Raw genomic sequence first — 19362 nt, forward strand, 5'->3', positions numbered from 1 at the left:
AATAGGGGCAAGAAAAAAGGTTAGCTTATTTAATGAGCTAACCTTTTTGGGGAATAAAATGTATTAATCTTCTGAGATTACAATTTTTTCAATTTTATCACCAGCCTTGATTTGATCAATTACATCAAGGCCTTCTACTACTTTACCAAAACAAGTATGGTTTCTGTCTAGGTGAGATGTATTGTCTCTACTATGGCAAATGAAAAATTGAGAGCCTCCAGTATTTCTTCCAGCATGGGCCATGGATAATACACCTCTATCATGATACTGATTGTCACCATCAAGTTCACAGTTGATTTGGTAACCAGGTCCTCCAGTTCCATTTCCTACTGGGCATCCTCCTTGGATTACGAAGTTAGGAATTACTCTGTGGAAAGTTAGTCCATCGTAAAATCCTTTCTTAGAAAGGGTTACGAAATTTTCAACTGTGTTTGGAGCATCTTTCTCATAGAACTCCACTTTCATTGTACCTTTTTCTGTGATTATGTCAGCTGTTTTCATGAAATCTTTTTTGTGCAAATATACTAAAACTTGGCTTTTGAGGAAGTTTGATAAATGTTTTTATGATGTAAAGAAATAATGGAAAAGTACAAAACGCTTTATTTTGGCTTGCAATTTGATTAAATTATAGATAATCAAATTATTTAATCATGGATAATCGAGAAAAATTAAAAAAAATGGATAGGGCGCTGAGGTTGTTGGAAGATTTGAAAAACAGTCAAGTGGCTTTGATCGAAAAATCCTCACAGCTCCAGTTGGATGCAATGGAGTTTAACTTTTCAAATATGGAAAAAAATATGGGAGATTTGTATTCTCGGTATAATGATTCCTTAGATATGTTAAATGAGGAACTGGAAAGATTTGAAATTAGAAGGAATAAGTTTGAACGAGAAAATGGTTTGGATAAGCCTGAGGAATAAATGAAGCAGGCCGGAATTAGTATACCGGCCTGCTATATTATTTAGACTTTGGGAGCTCCCGAAATTATTTCATTGGAGGCATAGTCCATATATTGCTTGAAGTTGTTTTGGAAAGCTTCGGCCAGTTCACGTGCTTTTTGATCATAGGCCTGTTGGTCTTCCCAAGTATCTCTTGGGTTTAAGATTTCATCTGGAACTGTTGGACAGCTTTGAGGCATTGCTACCCCGAAAATGCTATGATGTTCAAATTCCACATTGTCTAATTTGCCTTCCAATGCTGCAGTGATCATTGCCCGGGTGTATTCAAGTTTCATCCTTTTACCGACCCCAAATGCTCCACCGGTCCACCCGGTATTAACCAGCCAAACATTTACTTCCTGGTCTTTCATTTTTTTGCCCAACAGGTCAGCGTACTGGGTAGGGTGTAAAGGTAAAAAGGCCGCGCCAAAGCAGGCAGAGAATGTAGCTTGAGGTTCTGATATTCCCATTTCTGTACCTGCGACTTTTGCGGTATAACCTGAAATAAAATGGTACATGGCCTGGCCTGGATTAAGTTTTGAAATAGGAGGAATTACTCCAAAAGCATCCGCTGTTAGAAAGAATATATTTTTGGGGATGGTTCCCAAAGGTGGGTCTATAGCGTTTACTATATGGTTTAAAGGGTAGGCAGTCCTTGTGTTTTCTGTGACATCACGATTGGTATAATCAACAGTCCTGGTCCCAGGAAAGAATCTTGTGTTTTCTACAATTGCTCCGAATTTAATTGCATCCCATATTTCAGGTTCTTTTTCTCGAGTCAAGTCAATGACTTTGGCATAGCATCCTCCTTCAAAGTTGAAAACGCCATTATTGGTCCAGCCATGTTCATCGTCTCCAATTAGTTTTCTATCAGGATCGGCAGAAAGGGTAGTTTTTCCTGTACCGGAAAGTCCAAAAAAGATGGCAGTATCTCCTTTTTTGCCCATATTGGCTGAACAATGCATGGATAATACTTTTTCCTCTTGCGGAAGAATATAATTAAGCACAGAAAAGATTCCCTTTTTGATTTCTCCTGCATAAGCTGTCCCTCCAATTAAGATAATCCTCTTACTTAGGTTAAGAATTGCAAAGTTCTTATCTCTAGTTCCATCTGTTTCAGGGTTGGCCTCAAATTCGGGAGCACAAAGTATCGTGAAGTTAGGCTCAAACTCCTTTAGATCCTCTTTATTAGGCCTTAGAAACATATTATAACAAAATAGGTTATGCCAGGCGAGTGTATTATAAACCCTGATATTTAGTTTATAGCGAGTGTCTGCTCCAGCATATGCGTCTCTTGCGTAGATTTTTCTACCTTGCATATGCTCAAGCATTTTCTCATGAAGATTGTCAAAATGCTCCCCACTGATAGGTATATTGATGTTCCCCCACCAAACAGTGTCTTTGGTGAGTTTGTCTTTAACAATATATCTGTCCTTAGGAGACCGACCGGTGTATTTTCCGGTGTCGGCCATGAGACCACCTACATCTGTGAGTGATCCTTCATTGTTGGAAAGTGCATGTTCAACCAACTCAGAAGGGCTAAGGTTGAAATAAAAATGCTGTTTGTCCATCCATTGAAATTCCATCAATGGGTCTGAAAAGGTTTTTGTTGGGCTAATCATAATTCTTTAAAGATATTTGGGTTACACATGGTGTTTTGTGTTAAAACAAATATAGCCTAAATAAGTAGTAAAGTGCCTAGGATTACCCTAAAATCTTTGTTTTCAATCGATTTCGAAGGGGTTTTTTGAGGAGGTGATTATACCTTATTTATAGCGGGTCGATAGTGCGATTAATTGAAATGGTTTTCTTTTTTTAGTCCTAAATCGATTAATGATATGTACAATTAGCCTTTGATTTCTTATACAAAAAGAAAAAATCTCTTATCATTGCATTATCTAAAAATATTTTCAGAAAATTAATCCCAAATGATAAACGAAGTGAATAACGATCCTGAAATGGATAAAGGCTTTGATGGGCCTTCCTTATTTGGCCATCCAAAAGGCCTGATGACCCTGTTCTTTACAGAAATGTGGGAGCGTTTTAGTTACTATGGAATGAGAGCGCTGCTGATACTGTTTATGACAACTGCAGTAATTGATGGGGGGCTAGGCTTTGATGATAAGACATCAGGAGCAATTTATGGACTTTATACTATGGGTGTTTATCTTTTGGCATTGCCAGGAGGTTGGCTGGCAGATAGGCTGTTTGGATTAAAGAGGTCGGTTTGGTATGGAGGTATCATTATTGCTTTAGGGCATTTTACCATGGGAATCCCTGGGATTCTTTCATTGATGGAAGGAAATCATGGACCAGCCACAGCTTTAAGTCCTTTGGATACTACTACCTTCTTTTTGGGACTTATTTTTATTGTAGTTGGGACAGGGCTGCTCAAGCCCAATATCAGCTCCATTGTTGGTCAGCTATATCATGAAGGAAGCTCTAAGCGTGATGCTGGGTTCTCAATCTTTTATATGGGGATTAATATCGGCGGATTTATTGCGCCTATTATATGTAGTACTTTTGCAGAAATAGACTGGCATTTGGGCTTTGGCATTGCCGGGTTTGGAATGGTCTTGGGCTTGATTCAATATAGACTTACATCTTTCACTTTAAAAGGGAAGGGAGATCTTGCAGAACCTCAAACTTCTGAGGAAGTAGTAAAGCGTAAACGATTGGGTAGAGGGTCATTCTTTACAGTTTTGGCAATTGGAGCAATATTATTAATGATGTTTCAGGGAATTATCCCAATTGATGCTACTGCCATTGCAGAAGCTTCCTATACTGTCATTGCTATCGTAACGGTCTTATTTTTCGCTTATGTAATTATATTAGGAGGTCTTAATGCTGATGAAAAGAAAAAGGTTGGCGTCATAGCAATATTGTTAATGTTTTCTGCCTTGTTCTGGTCTGGATTTGAACAGGCTGGATCTACATTAAACTTGTTTGCGGAGCGATTTACAGATCGTACAGTTTTAGGCTGGGAAATTCCAACAGGTTATTTTCAATCTGCCAATTCGATGTTTATTATCATCTTTGCACCAATTTTTGCTGCCCTTTGGGTGAAATTGGCCAAGATGCATATGGAGCCTAGTTCTCCTCTAAAGTTTGCTTTTGGTTTGATTTTGCTGGGAGTTGGCTTTTTGGTGATGGTTTTTGCTGCTAAAATAGCAGCATCAGGAGATCTAGCCGCCCCGTCTTGGTTATTATTTACTTATTTGTTCCATACTTTTGGTGAATTGAGTTTAAGCCCTGTAGGTTTGAGTTTGACCACTAAATTGGCGCCAAAGAAATTCCAAGGGCAAATGATGGGAATGTGGTTCCTGTCTGTTGCTTTGGGGAATTTGATTGCAGGCCTGATTGCTGGTGAGGCCAGTGGGGAAACAGAGGAGGCTTTGATCCAAATGCCTGATCAATATTTTATGATTGTAATGACAGTAGTGGGAGCAGGTGTTTTATTGATAATACTTACCAAGCCAATTAGGAAACTAATGGGTAATGTTCGATAGTTAATCAAAAAGAAAGGCAGTCAATAATTTGACTGCCTTTTTTATGTCTTATATTAAGCGACACTATACTTAATGTTCTTTTTTTCCTTTGGAAAATGTTTTTCTAACGTCAATGGAAGAAATTCCTGCACCTAAACCAATTAGGATACAAACGATCAACAAAAAGATTTGAGCTCCAGAACCAAGTGGAGAGCTGAATATTTCTAGCAACATGATGATGATGTTTAGTTGATAAGTCTAATTTTGACGCAATTTAACACCTCGAAATTATTGGACAAAGATTAAGCTAAAAAAAAACGAGCTTAACCCCATGTCAGGCAAGCTCGCTATTAAGAATAATCAGTCAATTTCGTCATCGAAATCACCATAATCGGCAAAGTCTTCCTCAATGTCGTTCTCATCGAACTTCATCAGGTCTTCATCGATCAAATCCTCATCGTCATCAAAATCGAAGTTATCTTCTTCTTCAAATTTTGAAGTGAATTTGTCATCTTCCTCGAAGTCGTCAAATTCATCATAATAGCGTTCTGTTTCTCTTGCCATGGTCAATTAAATTAAGTGGAAGGCAGGATTTTTAATGCTATTTACAATAAAAATTAAATTAATTCAAGAGTGAATTAATTGATCATAAAAAAATAATTGAAAGAATAATTGTTATTGGTTAAGTGTTTGGTTTTAAGGTGAATAGGAGGAGTTAGGCTGTTTGATTAAAAATGGTGTGTATGTATTTAGATATCAATGGTTTGCTCAAGTATTTTTTTACATGGGCATAAGTATAGGCCTTGTTAATATCTCTTTTATCCACCGAGCTCGAAAGGATATATATTTCAGCATTGGTTTTGTCACAGGTAAAATTTTCTAAAAAATCCCAGCCATTCATCTCTGGCATATTCAAATCAAGGAATAAATAGTTTGGATTGATCATATATATTTTTTGAAGGGCCTCTTTGGCTCTTTCAAACTTAAAGATTTTGCAAGGCTTTTTGATGTATCTAGCAATTAAGCTTTCTGTTACAAAGGTGCTGATTGGATCATCATCGATTAATACGATTTTTATCATGTTATGCAAAATACCTTGTTTGAAATATATAAATATATATGTAAAAGTAACTATTTTTTTTGCATCCCAATACAAATTCGGATATAATTTTCTGTTTTTTAGGTGATTTTTTTATGAAAAATATGGGTTCGTTCTTGATTTGATGCATATGTTTTTGATTTTATGGAGTTTATACCGGTGTATAATTTCTATGGCTTTGATTTAATTTTGAACCAATTAAAATGAATTTTGAAATAATTATAATGTATTTTATTTGTTTTGAACAGGTAGAAATTTTAACTTAGTAGAAGGTTTGTAATAAACTGGTAATCAATTATTTATGTGTGTATTTGAGTGGTTGGGAAACGATTGTGAAAGGATAAAATTCGTGTATGAAAGGATGTTTATTAAGGTAAATACTGTTGATTGGTAGTTTTGTTTTGATGTTGTGTGACGTTAATCATCATCGTGTTTTGTTCATCCTAATTGGATGAGGGTATATTTTGTAACAGTCAATTTTTAAAGTAGTATTTATGAATAGTACCAATAGATTTGTCTCAGGAATTTTCTTTGTATGGGATGTTATAACCCTGGGGTTAACTTTCCTTTTGTCTATTTATTTGAGTAAGGAAAATGGTGTACAGTCAGTGGATTGGTTATTGTTTTTTGCACTAACTTCTCTCTGGTTTATAATTGTCATATGGAGGAAACTATACCTTTATGAATACAAGGGGGATTTTTCGAGTAGGATTTTCAATTATATCAAGGCTAGTGCAATTTTAGTAGTACTTTTTGGACTAATTTATCTGGTATTTACTTTTCCGCCTACCTTTAGAAAGGTCGTGATCTATTTTTCCGTTGGATTTCCACTTATTGGGATTACAACGAACTTTATTATTTTAAGTATTATCAATCGCATCAACCAGAATGGAAATGGGCAGAAAAAGGTGTTGGTTACTGGAATAGGTGAAGTGCTTAATAAGGTCAATTCTCACTATAAGGTTAATTCTCATTTAGGATATGAAGTGCAGGGGCTTATAAAGTATAAGAGTGATAGTTTATATACTAATGATGGTACAGAAGAATATGTAAGTGATGTTGCGCATATGGGAGAGTATATGGAAGCTAATCCTGTTGATGAAATTATTGTTGCATTGCCTGTTAAATGTTCTAAGGAAATAAAGGAAATTCTTAAAACCGCTGATTACCATGGGACGCGTGTTAGATTCGTTCCAGATTACGGAAATATTTTGGGAAAAGAATATAAGGTGATACGGCATGGGGGAATTGATATGGTGAATGTTCGTCAAATGCCGCTTGATAATAAATGGTCCTTCCTTTTTAAGGAGTGTTTTGACTGGGTATTTTCCAGTGTTGTACTGATATTGTTATTGCCTGTATTTGTTGTAATAGCTCTACTAATAAAGCTGGATTCCCCAGGACCAGTGTTTTATTGTCCTATTAGAATTGGGCAAAGAGGTAAGCCTTTTAGGGTTTTTAAATTTAGAACCATGAAGACCAATGATCATACAGGAAAGTCATCTACCAAGTTTAATGATCCAAGGATAACCAACTTAGGTCGGATCTTAAGGAAGTATAGCATAGATGAACTACCGCAGTTTGCCAATGTTTTTATGGGGCATATGAGTGTGGTAGGTCCTAGGCCTCATAGGAGCTTTTTAAATCAGGATTTTCAGAAGAAAGTAGATAAAGCTATGGTAAGGCATTATTTTAAGCCTGGCATAACAGGTTGGGCCCAAGTTAATGGTTGGAGAGGTCCTACCGAAACTTTCGAACAGAAAGAACAAAGAATAAAGCATGATCTTTGGTATTTGGAAAATTGGTCGGTACGATTAGACCTGAAAATTATTTATCTAACAATTTTTGGTAAGAATACTCACAAGAATTCCTTCTAATATAGAAAGTGTGGAATGTGTGTACTTCCACACTTTTCGTTCGTACCCACTCGTTTTTAGTACGATTGTTTAATATGTAACTTATATAAGTGCTTGTTTTTCAGTGTGTTTATGTTTTTAAATTATTTTTTATCATTGAACGGTTAATAAAAAAATTAGATTATCTGCTTCTGCTTTATTAAAAAGTATTTCTACAGAGTGTGTATTTGATTCTACACTTTTTCTTTCGTTTTAATTAAATTTTTGGAAATCACCGTGAATTTTTTTCGATTCAATTTTTTATTTATATAATTATATTTTTTTTCATGTATTAATGTAGGTCGTTTATTTATGATTTTTAACCATTTGTATTAGTTTTTGTTAAATTATTGGTTTTCAGATGTTTCACTGGCATGGTTGTTGGCTAGTTGGGAAACCGAAATCATCCAAAAGATTTTCCACTGAAAGAAAGGTAATCGATCTGTAAATCAGCGGTTTTCTTTCTGATTCGAAATCAAATTGCCCTGTATAATTTGAGCTACTGAAAGATGTGGCCTGGCATTTCCATGCCTTTTTGGAACCCAAATTACAATTGAGTAAAAAGTAGATAATAACCACCTAATTAATATTATAGTACCCAACCTTAAATAAATCAATATTTAAACTAAAAAACACGAATGAAAATCACTAGTAACTCTTTAATATGTTCACTTATATTTTTCCTAATTGGTTCTGAGCTTATGTCCTGCAATATGACTGATTTGGAAAATGATAACATTGAAGAGGGGGAGGTCCAGTCTCTTAAAGGCTTTACATCTTCATCAAATATACTTTTCCAAGAATCATTTGAAGACAGCAATGCTTTTTCATTTGCTCAAAAAGAATTGGCTGAAGATTATTCATTTGCTGTTGCTACATATCCGGTTTTTGAAGGTGAGAATTCTGGTCGTTTTGAATTAAACGATTATGATCCTATGGTTGCCAATGGGACAAGGGCAGAGATAATGTTTCCTGCTTTGGCCCAGAAGGATAACTGGTATTCTTGTAGTGTATATATTCCATCCAAAGACTACAGGGGAGATAGTAATTATGATATCATTAGCCAATGGGATCAAGGCAATGGAACAGGTTACTCAACAATTATGCTAAAGATAAAAAATGATCGGTTTTTTATGAAAAGTGGGCTGACAATAGAGGAGTCAAAAGAGTATGATATTGCCAAAGTGCAGAAAGATGCATGGAATGAATTTGTGTTTCATATTATTCACTCTTCAGACAATGATGGTCTTATAGAGTTGTGGTTGAATGGAGAGAAAGTACTCAATATTGAAGGTGGTAATATGGACAAAAAATATGAACTGCCTAAATGGAAGATCGGCATTTATAAAAAAGCTTGGAACGGAAACAAAACGACAAATACAGATAGGAGAGTATTGTTTTTTGACAATGTAAGATTGGGCAATCAAAATGCCAGCTTTGAAGAGATGACCCTACAAAAAGGTCATGCTGGTAGCCTTGATCCAAATCCAGAGGAGAAAGGGGGCGATGGAAATGCAAAGTCCCCAACTTTTCCAGATCCTTTTAGATCGGAAACGGAATTGGAACAAATCATATAACAAATCCCATAGCTGTAAATCTAAAATTAATTCAACTCCATCAGTTGAATCAGGGGAGACCTTGGCCCTAGAATTATGAGGAGAATAAATTCTGAAGAGAAAAACCATAAATAATTTATTAAAGCAAACTAAAACACGAAAAGTTAAAAATTAAATGAAAATCACCAAGAATCATTTGAAAAGCTTAATTGCCCTATCACTAATAGGGACTTCCATTACTTCATGTAATATGATGGATATGGAAGAAACCAACCTTGAAAGTACGGAAATTCACAGTGCCACCGGTCTTTCCACTTCTCCAAACATTGTATATCAGGAGACATTTGAAGGAAGCAATCCTTTTTCTTTTGCCACCATGCAATATGCTGAATCATATGGGTTTGGCGTAGCTAAAAACCCTGCCTTTGAGGGAACTTACTCAGGTCGATTCGAGCTGAACGACACTGATGATGAGGCATCAAGCGGAACAAGAGCTGAGGCATTGTTTCCAAGAATGTCAGAAAAAGAAAGATGGTATTCATATACACTTTATCTTCCTTCAGCTGATTACAAAATCGATAGAATTTATGATATCATTAGTCAGTGGCATCAAGGTTCTGGTACTGGAAGTCCAACATTGACATTTAGGGTAACCAATGACCGTTTTGAATTGGAACATGGTGACCAGTCAAGTACTAGGAAAAAATATGACCTTGGGCCAGTAAGTAAAGATCGTTGGATTGATGTGGTATTCCACGTTGTCCATTCATCTGGATCTGATGGACATGTACAAATTTGGTTGGATGGCAATAAAGTCATTGACTTGAAAGGTGGAAATATGGACAGCAGATATGATTTGCCAAGATGGAAGCTAGGAATTTACAAAGATGACTGGAATGGTTCTGAGACTACAGATTCTAAGAGAAGAGTACTTTTCTTTGACAACGTAAGATTAGGTAATAAAGATGCTTCCTTCGATGAAATGACTTCAATGGGAGGATCTTCAAATCCTATCACTGACCCGGAGGAAGAAATTGGAAGTGAGATTTTACCAGGTGATGGATCAGGAAATGGTTTGGTATTGATCAACACTTCTACGGATGAGGCTGTAGGAACCTTCCATAACGGAGCAATTATTTCTGCAAAAGACCACAGGTTATCAATTGTTCCCAACTTTGGCGCAGATAGCCCCTCAGAAGTGAAGTTTGAATTGAGTGGAGCAGCTAGCAGAACTTCTTCAGACAATACTGCCCCATTTAGCTTGAATGGTGATGATGGTAATGGCAATTACTGGTACGGTGAAGGTATTTATGCTGGTGATTATCAATTGAAGGTAACTCCTTATTATAACCAAAATGGTGTTAAAGTAGCTGGCGCTTCACTTACATACGGCTTTACCATCACTGATGGAAGTGAGAATGCAATATTAGATGCAGGAACCGTAATTGAGAATCCAGTTTTGCCAAGTACTCCAGAGGTTAATATTAGTAGCCTTAGCCTAATCAATACAAGCAATGACAAGGTTATTGGTGATTTCAGCTCAGGAGCAACTATCACTGCTAAGGATCACAGATTGTCGATTGTTCCGAACTTTGGTTCAGAAAGCCCTTCAGAAGTGAAGTTTGAATTGAGCGGTGCAGATAGCAGAACTAATGTAGATGCTGCTGCTCCATTTAGTATGAATGGTGATAATGGCAATGGCGATTTCTGGTATGGAGATGGTTTGTACCCTGGAAGTTATGAATTGACAGTTACTCCATATTTAGAAGTAAATGGAAGCAAAGTGGCTGGTACTCCTAAAGTATTTCAATTCTCTGTTGTAGAAGGCAATACAACAGAAATTAGCTAGAGATTTAATTCTTTCAAAATTTAAAGAGGTGATGGATCAATATATTTGATTTGTCACCTTTTTTTGAGTTTAAAAAAATAGGGAACTAAAGAATCTATAATAATTTAACCCTAAAATCGCTAAATCAGAATTGAGAGGCTAGGTTAGGTCAATAAACAAACAAATTGATTAAATAGCTACTCAAGATTCAATATATAGAATCAAAATAAATTTTAGGTGTCTATCCTAAATCGAGTATAATTTGTTTTAGGCAGTTTATTTATTCCTTTTTGGAAGAAGATAGACTGTTTTTTGTTTGCAGAGGATTTTTGTCTATGTGTTTGTTTATCAGTAGTTTGATTGAAAATCGTTATATTGTAGTAGGATTATATTTAAGACTAAAGTGATTAGGTTATTTATTATTTTATTGATTTGCTCCTGTATGGAGACTGACTCCCAGAATCAGCTAGGTAGATCTGTGGGGAATGGGAATAATTTTTATGGTGTATTGCCCCCTTTAATTTATGAGGAAACTTTTGAAGGAAATTCACCTTTGCGCAATATACACCAACAGTTCGCTGCTGATTATTCATTTTCCTTGTCAACGGATCCTGTTTATAAGGGGAATTTTTCTGGAAGGATTGAACTTAGAAGTACCGATAGAATGGTAGCTAACGGAACTCGTGCCGAGGTGCTTTTTCCTGAGCAGTCAAATCTTGACCGTTGGTATTCATTTGCAGTCTATTTCCCTGAGGCAACTTTTGAAAAAGATAGTTTTAGGGAGATTATTAGCCAATGGCATCAAGGAGGGGCAGGAAGTCCCCCTAACTCACTTCAAATTGAGAATGATAAATTAATTTTCGAGTCCATCGGAAAAGATAATAGGCATAAAGACCATTTGATAGCAGATGTTCCCAAAAACAAATGGGTTCACTTTACCTTTCATATAGTTCATGCGCCCAATGATGAGGGGAGGGTTTCAGTTTGGATGAATAGGGAACTAGTACTTCAATTGGATGGGAGAAATATGAAAACGGGATATGGCAGTCCGAGATGGAAAGTTGGGATATACAAATGGAAATGGAATGGGACAAAAAACACTGATACTTCAAATAGAGTCCTTTTTTATGATAATATCAGGATTGGAAATGAAAACTGTACCCTTCAGGAAATGGTTGAATAAATTGAAATGGTTTGATGTACTATGGAGTTAACGTTCCTGAATGAATATTAAATAAAAAAGGATGCTTGATTTCATAATCAAGCATCCTACATTTATCTGGTTGCTGCTTTTATACCTATAATATCGTAGAGATTGGGCTGCTTGAACCAATCTTGGTTATCTTTTTTTGTTTCAAGTGTTTACATTTTTTGATTCATTTTCAAATTTATATTCTGAATAGTCGGCCTTTTTGTGGAATAAACTGTACCTGACTTTGTCCCTCATAGGTTGCCAAATTCCTACCATTCTACAAATATTTTCAGCCATGGTTGCGCCCTCCAAAAAAGCGAATCGAGGTATTTTAAGGGGACTCAATAAATGTTGCTTTTTGATGAAAGAGGGTTCGCAGGTGAAAGCCAATTTGTAATTTAGTTGTGAAAGAAAATATATTTCCCTAGTGGTAAAATCTCCGTTAGGATAGGCAAATGTGGTTATGGGTTTTCCCGTCCAGCTTTCCAGTTTTTCCTTGGATAATTTTAACTCTTCAAATGATTGTTCATATGAACAATTTGGCAAGATAGGGTGGCTATGGGTATGAGCCCCAATATGGATATATGGTGATTGGGAAATTCTTTTAATCTGATCAATATCCATTGCCTCTCTACCGTAAATATCTGGTTCCTGGATTTGATTAATAAGATCTAGCCTTTCCGAATTTGGAATCTTTTTCAAATCTTTTACATCTGGGATAATTTTAGGGTTAAGCCGATTGGCACGGATCGCCTTTGGCCACCAGTATTTGCCATTTTCCACAGCTTCAGTTGCAACAAAGATACAGACAGGGATACGGTATTTATTAGCCACTTCTACAATATTGACTTCGTTGTTCTTCCAGCCATCATCTACAGTGATCATAATTGCTCCCTTGGGAAATGGCTTTTTATTTTGGACAATCAATAGAAGGTCCTCAGGAGAAATAAATTGGAAATTATGTTTTAGAAGCCATTTTATAGCATCCTCAAATTCCTTTTTACTGGGATCATGGAAGTAAATAGTGAGGATATGTTCTCCTTGCATGGATTTTTGAATAGCATTTTTTACAATACCGGTTGCCATAAGTCCATTTGCAATGGACCATTTAAAAATATTGTTCAAATTAGGTTTCATAAAGCGTTTTATTTGGGCTATTTGTTTGTTCTATAAAAGTGCATTTTTCCTAAAAATCATTCCTTTCGATCTTTTTGAATAGGAGAATTAGGAACCGTGAAATTCAAAACAATTTGCTGTAGGTATTTATGGTTGGTGTGAATCAACAAGTCTTTGCCACTAATATGTTTCAGTGAAATGAGCTTTTTTATAAACAAGTGAACGTTCTTTTTTGAGCCGTTTTCAAAGTAAAAATCTTGTAAGATACCATTGAGTTTAGACTGGTTAATCTTTGCTGGTGGAATTTTGCTTGATTTTAGGTTATTGGTAAACCAAGCTAGTACAGAGAGTTTATGATTATGAACGAAGGTCCAAGATTCTTGGCCTTCTTCCAATTTTTTCATACAATCCATCAAGAAAGCTTGCTTAGGCAATGGTTCATGTGTGGAATCATACATGAGTAAATCATTTAGGCAATTTTTTCTAATCTCGATTATTTCATCTGGGTCGTTTTTATTTTTAATTACGAATGTTTGGTATTCAGTTGAATAAATTAAGCTTTCGTAGGTTCTTTTAATATGGTTTATTGGATTTTGCATTAGTAAGTGCACCCATTTATTCTTTAGGAATCTAAATTGAGCTTTGTTTTTTCTTTGTTTTGTCTCATCAATACCCAGTTTGTTCAATAGGCTTTTTGCTTGATTATAGGCCTTGTTTTTTAATTCATTTAATTGAACTTTAGAAGGGCTTTGAATGGATAATTCATAGGCTTTTTTAAATTCACTGGCCAAACCACTTTTATATGGGTCAGCTCCAGGAGTCAGATCAAATACCTCGAACATTTCCTCTTTTAAATTTTGGGCCAGCATCAAAAAATGGATTATTCCTGGCGAATGTTTAGCGTAAAATGGTGAGTGGGTATTTATTCCCTGTAGGTGTACCCAGCCCTTTCCCTTTACTCCTACATTGGAGGCGATGATTTCCTGATCCAATTTAAATAAGGAAACATGTAAAAGTCCCTGATTGAAAAGTTCCAGGATAAAGGCCTTTCTATTTGGATCTTCCTGAAAAAGTAAGCGGTTATAAACAGCCCCTTTTCTAAAATCACTTTGTACGATCAATTCATCAATGATATTAGTAAAAACCTCATGATTACTAATGTTTTCAAAATTCAGCTCACCCTGACGTTTTAATCGATTGATCTTTTCCCTCTTATTTTTTTTCTTGATTTCTATATAGGGCTTTTCACTTTTTGTACAAAGAATTGGATGTTTATGGACTTTGATATGACTTCTTTTCAACCAATAAGAATTAGTGGAGAAATCTTCTATTGGACTTCCTTCTGGTAAATATTTTAGCCAAAGCCTTGAAGGTGAGATGGTATTCCAAAGTAATTTCAAGGATTGGTCTAAAAAGTCTTTACAGTCCGATGAATGATAAACCCATACTTGGTATTCAGCTTGGTCTGCCCCTGCACCTATAATAGTATTTTCTTTATCCAAAGCCAGGGTGAAAAATCCATCAAGTAAGTTTTCCCGACTTTCCAAAATCAGTATAGGTAGATAATCATCTTTATATAATTGATACCAAGTATTTACAAACTCAAATGTTTGAAAGGCAGTGGCCCATGGACAATCCTTTACCAGCTGGTTCCATTGCTTTTTGATTTCTGTATTGGAAAGCCAGTTTAATGCATCTTCACCTGATAGTAGTGCTATTTTGGGTACACTGTTGGATATTGTGTGTGGTGTTTGGCTTATTTGTACCTTTTCTTCAATCATATTATAATAATTAAATTTGAAAGAATTTATTAAGGATTAGAAAAATGGAATCATGTCATTCTAGATTATTTGGCATCACTACCTCATCTACCGCTTCATTAGATTTAATGAACTGCTCTAATATGGTAAAAAGCTGATCTTGTATATCCGGTTTGTTTAGGATATAATGGTCTATTACTGCTTTTGATGGCCCAGTTGTCTGTCCCTTGTTCCCTTCGTTTTTGGTTTCCGGCTGTAGGATGTTTACCCAGGCGATGAATAACAATCTATTATCCTGTGAAATAGAATAGGAAACCTGCCCATTATCATACCTGTTTAGAGCATCCTCCAAAAACTCCCACCTAGTAAGGGTTGTATTAGTCTGCTTGTAATTTAGAAGGTCCTCCAGATGATTTACATTAAATGAAAAGTGACCGTTAATAGTATTACTATTTAATCGGTTTTCTTCCGAGGAAACTTTGGTTTTTGATCCATTTTTTGAAGGAATAAGAAAGTATTTATATTTGTTTTTGAACAAATAGATATTCTTTTCAACCTGAAGTTTAACTTTTTGAGGTATTATTCCTTTTTTATAGAGCCAATCGTATAAGTTTTTCCTAGAAGCTCTTTTTAACTTGAACAGCTTATTATCAGTGACCACTAATTCATAGGTTGTATCATAATGGGTTGCGAGCCGATCCTTGTATGGATCATTTCCAGGTGTTAGGTCAAATGCTTCTATATTGTCGAAGGAATATTTTTTAGCAAGCATATATAATTGCACCAGACCTGGGGAAAATTTGGAATAAAATGGAGAATGTGTGATTAAACCCGCTAGGTGGATCCAGCTTTTATCTTTCATGGAAATAATAGCAGCCGTAATTTTCTTGTTCAGGTTTAAGGTACTTACATGAAGAAGCCCATGGTCAAATAGTTCCTTGAGAAATTCTGATTTTTGATGGTCTTCCCGAAATTAGTTTTTGTTAAACAAGGCGCCTTGCCGGAAGTCATACTGTATGGCCAGAAAATCCAATAGATCTGAGAATTGTTTGGAGTCTGTTATGTCTTCCAGCTTTAATTCACCAGCTCTGTTAATTCTATTATACTTGGCTTTTAGGTGTCTTTTTCTCAATAAATTAGGGAATTCTGGATGGTTGGGACCAATTAAAGGTCTTTTAGAACCCTGAATGGTTATTCTGTTCTTCCAACTATTAGATTCAAGCCAGTTTAGGGGGACGGTGGGAGGAATATACCTGAATATGACCTTACATTTGGGGTATTCCTTCAAAAGTAGCTTTAGGGCTTCTTTGATAAATTCTTTATTGTCAGGTTCTGTTAACCAGACCTGATATTCTGCATCAAATTTACCTGCCCCGATAATTTGAATATTTCTATTTTTTTTGGCATCCTTGATTGGGATGGCGAGGTGAACCATTCCGGTAATTTCATCGGATTGTTTCTCCATTATGATCAGGGGCTGAAAATCTTCTTGGTAGGTATTATACCAGGAAGTGATAAATTCACGACGTTGAAAGACGGTTGACCATGGGCAAACTTTATACAGATTGTCCCATGCATTTTGAAAATTACAGTTTGAGAGAAGTTCAAAAGCTTCCTTTCCACGATAAAGGTTGAGGGAAAGGATTTTATTTTTTGAATCCATTCTCTCCATGAAAATGGATGGTTGATACATAAAAATTAGAATTTAAATAACTCATGATTTGAATCAATAAGACCTTAGGGATAAGGCGTATTCCAAAGTATTGACCAACTCTTTTGTCACCAATACAATTTGGTCCAATTCAGTTTTAGGTAAATTAGGTATCACTTAGTTGAAAATGATTTTTAGTTTTTCTACCAAAATACTTTTGCAGTTTCCTCAGGCTTCTTGGAAGGAATATTTATTTGAAAGATAAAAGAAGTAAATTCCTGAGGTTTTGAGTTAAGCGCCTATTGGGAACAGGATAAGCTCACTTATGTATTTGAACCTATTTAAATTATTGAATATTCAGGTTAAATGGTTAGTTGGTTGATCTTCAATATAAACTGACGATTTTTTAGAGGGTTATAAGATTTTTAATTTTTGTTATTTCAATTTTGCCTATAAAATTACCAGCAAAGGCCTTCATAGTTGGGCAAATCCTTTAGTTGATCCACTCTTACTAGGTCAATTACCTTCGTTTTATTTTCCAGTGAGGATAGGTAAGGTTGCGGGTCAAAATTTTTGTGATTTACAATGACCACATCTGCTTCATCAATCGCTTGACCTAAATCCGTGGAGAGGAGTTCTGATAAATGGGGTAGCCTTTCATTGATATAGGCTTCATTGGCACCTATTAATTTTGAAAGTTGTACATTTTCATCATAAATACTGAGGTGATAGCCTTTACCAATCAGTGTTTCTGAAAGGTCTACGGAAGGACTATATCTCAAATCGTCAGTGCCTTCTTTAAAACTTAGTCCAATCATGCAGATTTTCTTTTTTCCAGCATTTTCAACAATAGTATATGCTCTTTTTTTCTGATTTTCATTAGATGGTGAGATACTACTTAAAACAGGTGTCGTAAGATAATTATCATGGCCAAGGGTTACGAGACCTTTTAAATCCTTTGGTAAACAGGAGCCTCCATATGCATATCCAGGTTTAAAATAAGTGTTGGATATATTCAAATGCTTATCCATACAGAAAAGTGACATGACTTTATGGGAATCGATCTCCAGAGCCTTACAGATATTGCCCACCTCATTTGCAAAGGTGATTTTCAAGGCATGAAAGGAGTTATTGACATATTTGATAAGCTCTGCTATTTTGATATCTGTTATTTCTACTGGCGCCTCAAGCTGCTCGTAAAGAGAGGCAACAGTGGCCATAGCTTCTTCATGGTCACCGCCTATAACTGTGACAGCTGGATGGTAATAATCCTTGACAGCAGAACCTTCTCTAAGAAATTCAGGATTGGAAATGACTGTGAAATCCTTGCCCCGGTTTTTTTGGGAATATTCAGCAATTATTTCACCAACCTTATGATTAGTGCCGGGCAGAACGGTACTCCTTATGACTACAATATGAAAGCTGTCCTTCTCTTTTAATGCCTCCCCAATTCCCTCAGCAGTTCTGTAAATATAGGACAGGTCAAGGTGACCTTGGGGGGAAGAGGGAGTTCCTACACAAATTATGCTTATATCAGTATTGTTTATAGCCTCATCAACGCAGGTGGTCGCATTGATTTTTCCGTCCTTATGGGCCTTATGAATAATATGATCAATGTCTTTTTCCAAAATAGTTGCTTGCCCTTTGTTAATTAAACCCACTTTGAATTTATTAACATCTACACCTGTAATTTGATGTCCATTTTGAGCAAGACAGCCTAGACTAACACATCCTACATAGCCTAATCCAAAAATTGAAATATTCATAATTAATCTCTTTTATAGTGTTGTATTTTTTCTTTCATAAAATCTACCATATCGCACCAGCCATGCAAAAGCTCTTCTCTTACCTTTAACTGTTTTTCCTGATCAAATGGGCTGGATAATGTCTTATTAAGATAACCTAAGGCTGTTTCTCCAGGCAAATGCTGTAAAAGCCCCATATCCATTAGTATTTGATTTGCCCTCATGGTTCTGATTCCGCAATAGACACTGGGAACTCCGAGCATGGCACCTTCCCTTGCCATACTGTCTCCAGAGGAAATCACCAATTTGGAATAGTAGATCAGTGAGTGTATGTCTTCTACCGGTTCTTGTAGAATTTCCCAGTCTTTGGGGTATAAGTCTATCTTACTTTTGTCTTCAAGGGAAAGTATAACTTTAGCGTTGGGCAATATATCTTTTGAAAAGCTTTGTATTATATCTGCCTGTTGTCCATAATAGTTGAAGGACTTATTACTTACCTCTCTAATAAATACATATTCATGGGGTTTTAGGCTTTGTTTTTTAGGTATACTTGGGTCTGGTGTAAACCTTTTTGGGCTTAAATAACTCCATTCCTTAAGGCAATTGAAGGTGGAAACCTTTCCATTAGCCTCTACAATAGGAGGGAAGAATAATTGATTGGAAAGAATTTCATTGATCTTATTGACTTGACCTCTTTCGGGATCGTCATAAAATTGAATGATAGGGGTGGAGGTAAGTTTACAGGCCATGGCCAGTGGAATACTACTAGCGGCAATACAAATTGAATAGTTGTTTTTGTTAATTAAGGAAAGAAAGGATGCAGTCCTTTTAAGATTTCCATTCCATATTATGGACCATCTTGTTCCTTTGCTGCTTCCTACTGGAATAGGTGTAAAATCTGGGTATTCGGCCTGGATTATTTTGGGAAGTTTTCCCCTCTTCAAATAACAAATGGTTACTTCCATTCCTTCCTCCTTCAACTCTTTGGCAAGGGCCTTAAATAAGTTGAGTTGGGCAGGATGCTTTATGTCAATCAACAACTTCATGGTAGTTTGTATTAGTAGTTTTGGAGGTGCCAACTTTAAATTCCTTTT

General features: G+C 35.9%; 16 protein-coding genes and 1 pseudogene. 6 read left to right on the forward strand and 11 right to left on the reverse strand.

Annotated features, from left to right (window positions below; all coding sequences use genetic code 11):
- Positions 1-63: 63 nt before the first annotated feature.
- On the reverse strand, positions 64-501 hold the full coding sequence (locus KMW37_RS05485; RefSeq protein WP_215223608.1) for a peptidylprolyl isomerase: 438 nt from the start codon (positions 499-501) through the stop codon (positions 64-66).
- Positions 502-650: 149 nt separating this feature from the next.
- On the opposite strand from KMW37_RS05485, the gene KMW37_RS05490 reads away from it, so the two are divergent.
- A complete protein-coding gene (locus KMW37_RS05490; protein ID WP_215223609.1) occupies positions 651-920 on the forward strand; it encodes a hypothetical protein in 270 nt (89 codons plus the stop codon).
- A 41-nt stretch (positions 921-961) separates the two neighbouring features.
- On the opposite strand, the gene pckA is transcribed toward KMW37_RS05490, so the two are convergent.
- A complete protein-coding gene (gene pckA / locus KMW37_RS05495; protein WP_246581375.1) occupies positions 962-2524 on the reverse strand; it encodes a phosphoenolpyruvate carboxykinase (ATP) in 1563 nt (520 codons plus the stop codon).
- 342 nt (positions 2525-2866) lie between these two features.
- On the opposite strand from pckA, the gene KMW37_RS05500 reads away from it, so the two are divergent.
- Positions 2867-4447: a peptide MFS transporter gene (locus tag KMW37_RS05500; RefSeq protein ID WP_215223611.1), complete on the forward strand. Its 1581-nt coding sequence runs from the start codon at positions 2867-2869 to the stop codon at positions 4445-4447.
- Between the two features lie 69 nt (positions 4448-4516).
- On the opposite strand, the gene KMW37_RS05505 is transcribed toward KMW37_RS05500, so the two are convergent.
- The 3 genes from KMW37_RS05505 to KMW37_RS05515 form a co-directional block, all read right to left on the reverse strand.
- Positions 4517-4660, reverse strand: a complete 144-nt coding sequence (locus KMW37_RS05505) for a hypothetical protein (protein ID WP_215223612.1) — start codon at positions 4658-4660, stop codon at positions 4517-4519.
- A gap of 126 nt (positions 4661-4786) precedes the next feature.
- Positions 4787-4990: a hypothetical protein gene (locus KMW37_RS05510; protein WP_215223613.1), complete on the reverse strand. Its 204-nt coding sequence runs from the start codon at positions 4988-4990 to the stop codon at positions 4787-4789.
- A 151-nt stretch (positions 4991-5141) separates the two neighbouring features.
- The gene (locus KMW37_RS05515; RefSeq protein ID WP_215223614.1) at positions 5142-5507 is read right to left on the reverse strand and encodes a response regulator; all 366 of its coding nucleotides are present in this window, start codon (positions 5505-5507) and stop codon (positions 5142-5144) included.
- Positions 5508-6019: 512 nt separating this feature from the next.
- Between KMW37_RS05515 and KMW37_RS05520 the strand changes: the two genes are divergently transcribed.
- The 4 genes from KMW37_RS05520 to KMW37_RS05535 all read left to right on the forward strand — a co-directional run bounded on the left by KMW37_RS05520 (position 6020) and on the right by KMW37_RS05535 (position 11987).
- On the forward strand, positions 6020-7402 hold the full coding sequence (locus tag KMW37_RS05520) for an undecaprenyl-phosphate glucose phosphotransferase (RefSeq protein ID WP_215223615.1): 1383 nt from the start codon (positions 6020-6022) through the stop codon (positions 7400-7402).
- 656 nt (positions 7403-8058) lie between these two features.
- On the forward strand, positions 8059-8997 hold the full coding sequence (locus KMW37_RS05525; protein WP_215223616.1) for a polysaccharide lyase: 939 nt from the start codon (positions 8059-8061) through the stop codon (positions 8995-8997).
- A 154-nt stretch (positions 8998-9151) separates the two neighbouring features.
- Entirely contained in the window at positions 9152-10825 is a 1674-nt protein-coding gene (locus KMW37_RS05530) for a polysaccharide lyase (RefSeq protein ID WP_215223617.1), read from the forward strand.
- Between the two features lie 421 nt (positions 10826-11246).
- A complete protein-coding gene (locus tag KMW37_RS05535) occupies positions 11247-11987 on the forward strand; it encodes a polysaccharide lyase (RefSeq protein WP_215223618.1) in 741 nt (246 codons plus the stop codon).
- Positions 11988-12158: 171 nt separating this feature from the next.
- On the opposite strand, the gene KMW37_RS05540 is transcribed toward KMW37_RS05535, so the two are convergent.
- The 6 genes and pseudogenes from KMW37_RS05540 to KMW37_RS05565 form a co-directional block, all read right to left on the reverse strand.
- On the reverse strand, positions 12159-13133 hold the full coding sequence (locus KMW37_RS05540) for a polysaccharide deacetylase family protein (protein ID WP_215223619.1): 975 nt from the start codon (positions 13131-13133) through the stop codon (positions 12159-12161).
- Between the two features lie 56 nt (positions 13134-13189).
- Positions 13190-14893, reverse strand: coding sequence for a GNAT family N-acetyltransferase (locus KMW37_RS05545; RefSeq protein WP_215223620.1), 1704 nt, complete (start codon positions 14891-14893; stop codon positions 13190-13192).
- Positions 14894-14948: 55 nt separating this feature from the next.
- Positions 14949-15803: pseudogene (locus KMW37_RS05550) on the reverse strand (GNAT family N-acetyltransferase); the annotation flags it as partial.
- A gap of 42 nt (positions 15804-15845) precedes the next feature.
- Positions 15846-16565 (reverse strand): GNAT family N-acetyltransferase, encoded by a 720-nt coding sequence (locus tag KMW37_RS05555; protein WP_215223621.1) that lies wholly within the window; start codon positions 16563-16565, stop codon positions 15846-15848.
- Positions 16566-16981: 416 nt separating this feature from the next.
- Positions 16982-18289 carry a UDP-glucose dehydrogenase family protein gene (locus KMW37_RS05560; RefSeq protein ID WP_215223622.1) on the reverse strand — a complete coding sequence of 436 codons (1308 nt, stop codon included), beginning with the start codon at positions 18287-18289 and terminating at the stop codon, positions 16982-16984.
- A gap of 2 nt (positions 18290-18291) precedes the next feature.
- Entirely contained in the window at positions 18292-19314 is a 1023-nt protein-coding gene (locus tag KMW37_RS05565; RefSeq protein ID WP_215223623.1) for a DUF354 domain-containing protein, read from the reverse strand.
- Positions 19315-19362: the final 48 nt, after the last annotated feature.

Origin of the sequence: Echinicola shivajiensis (assembly GCF_018642165.1) — a bacterium.
Lineage (GTDB): Bacteria > Bacteroidota > Bacteroidia > Cytophagales > Cyclobacteriaceae > Echinicola > Echinicola shivajiensis.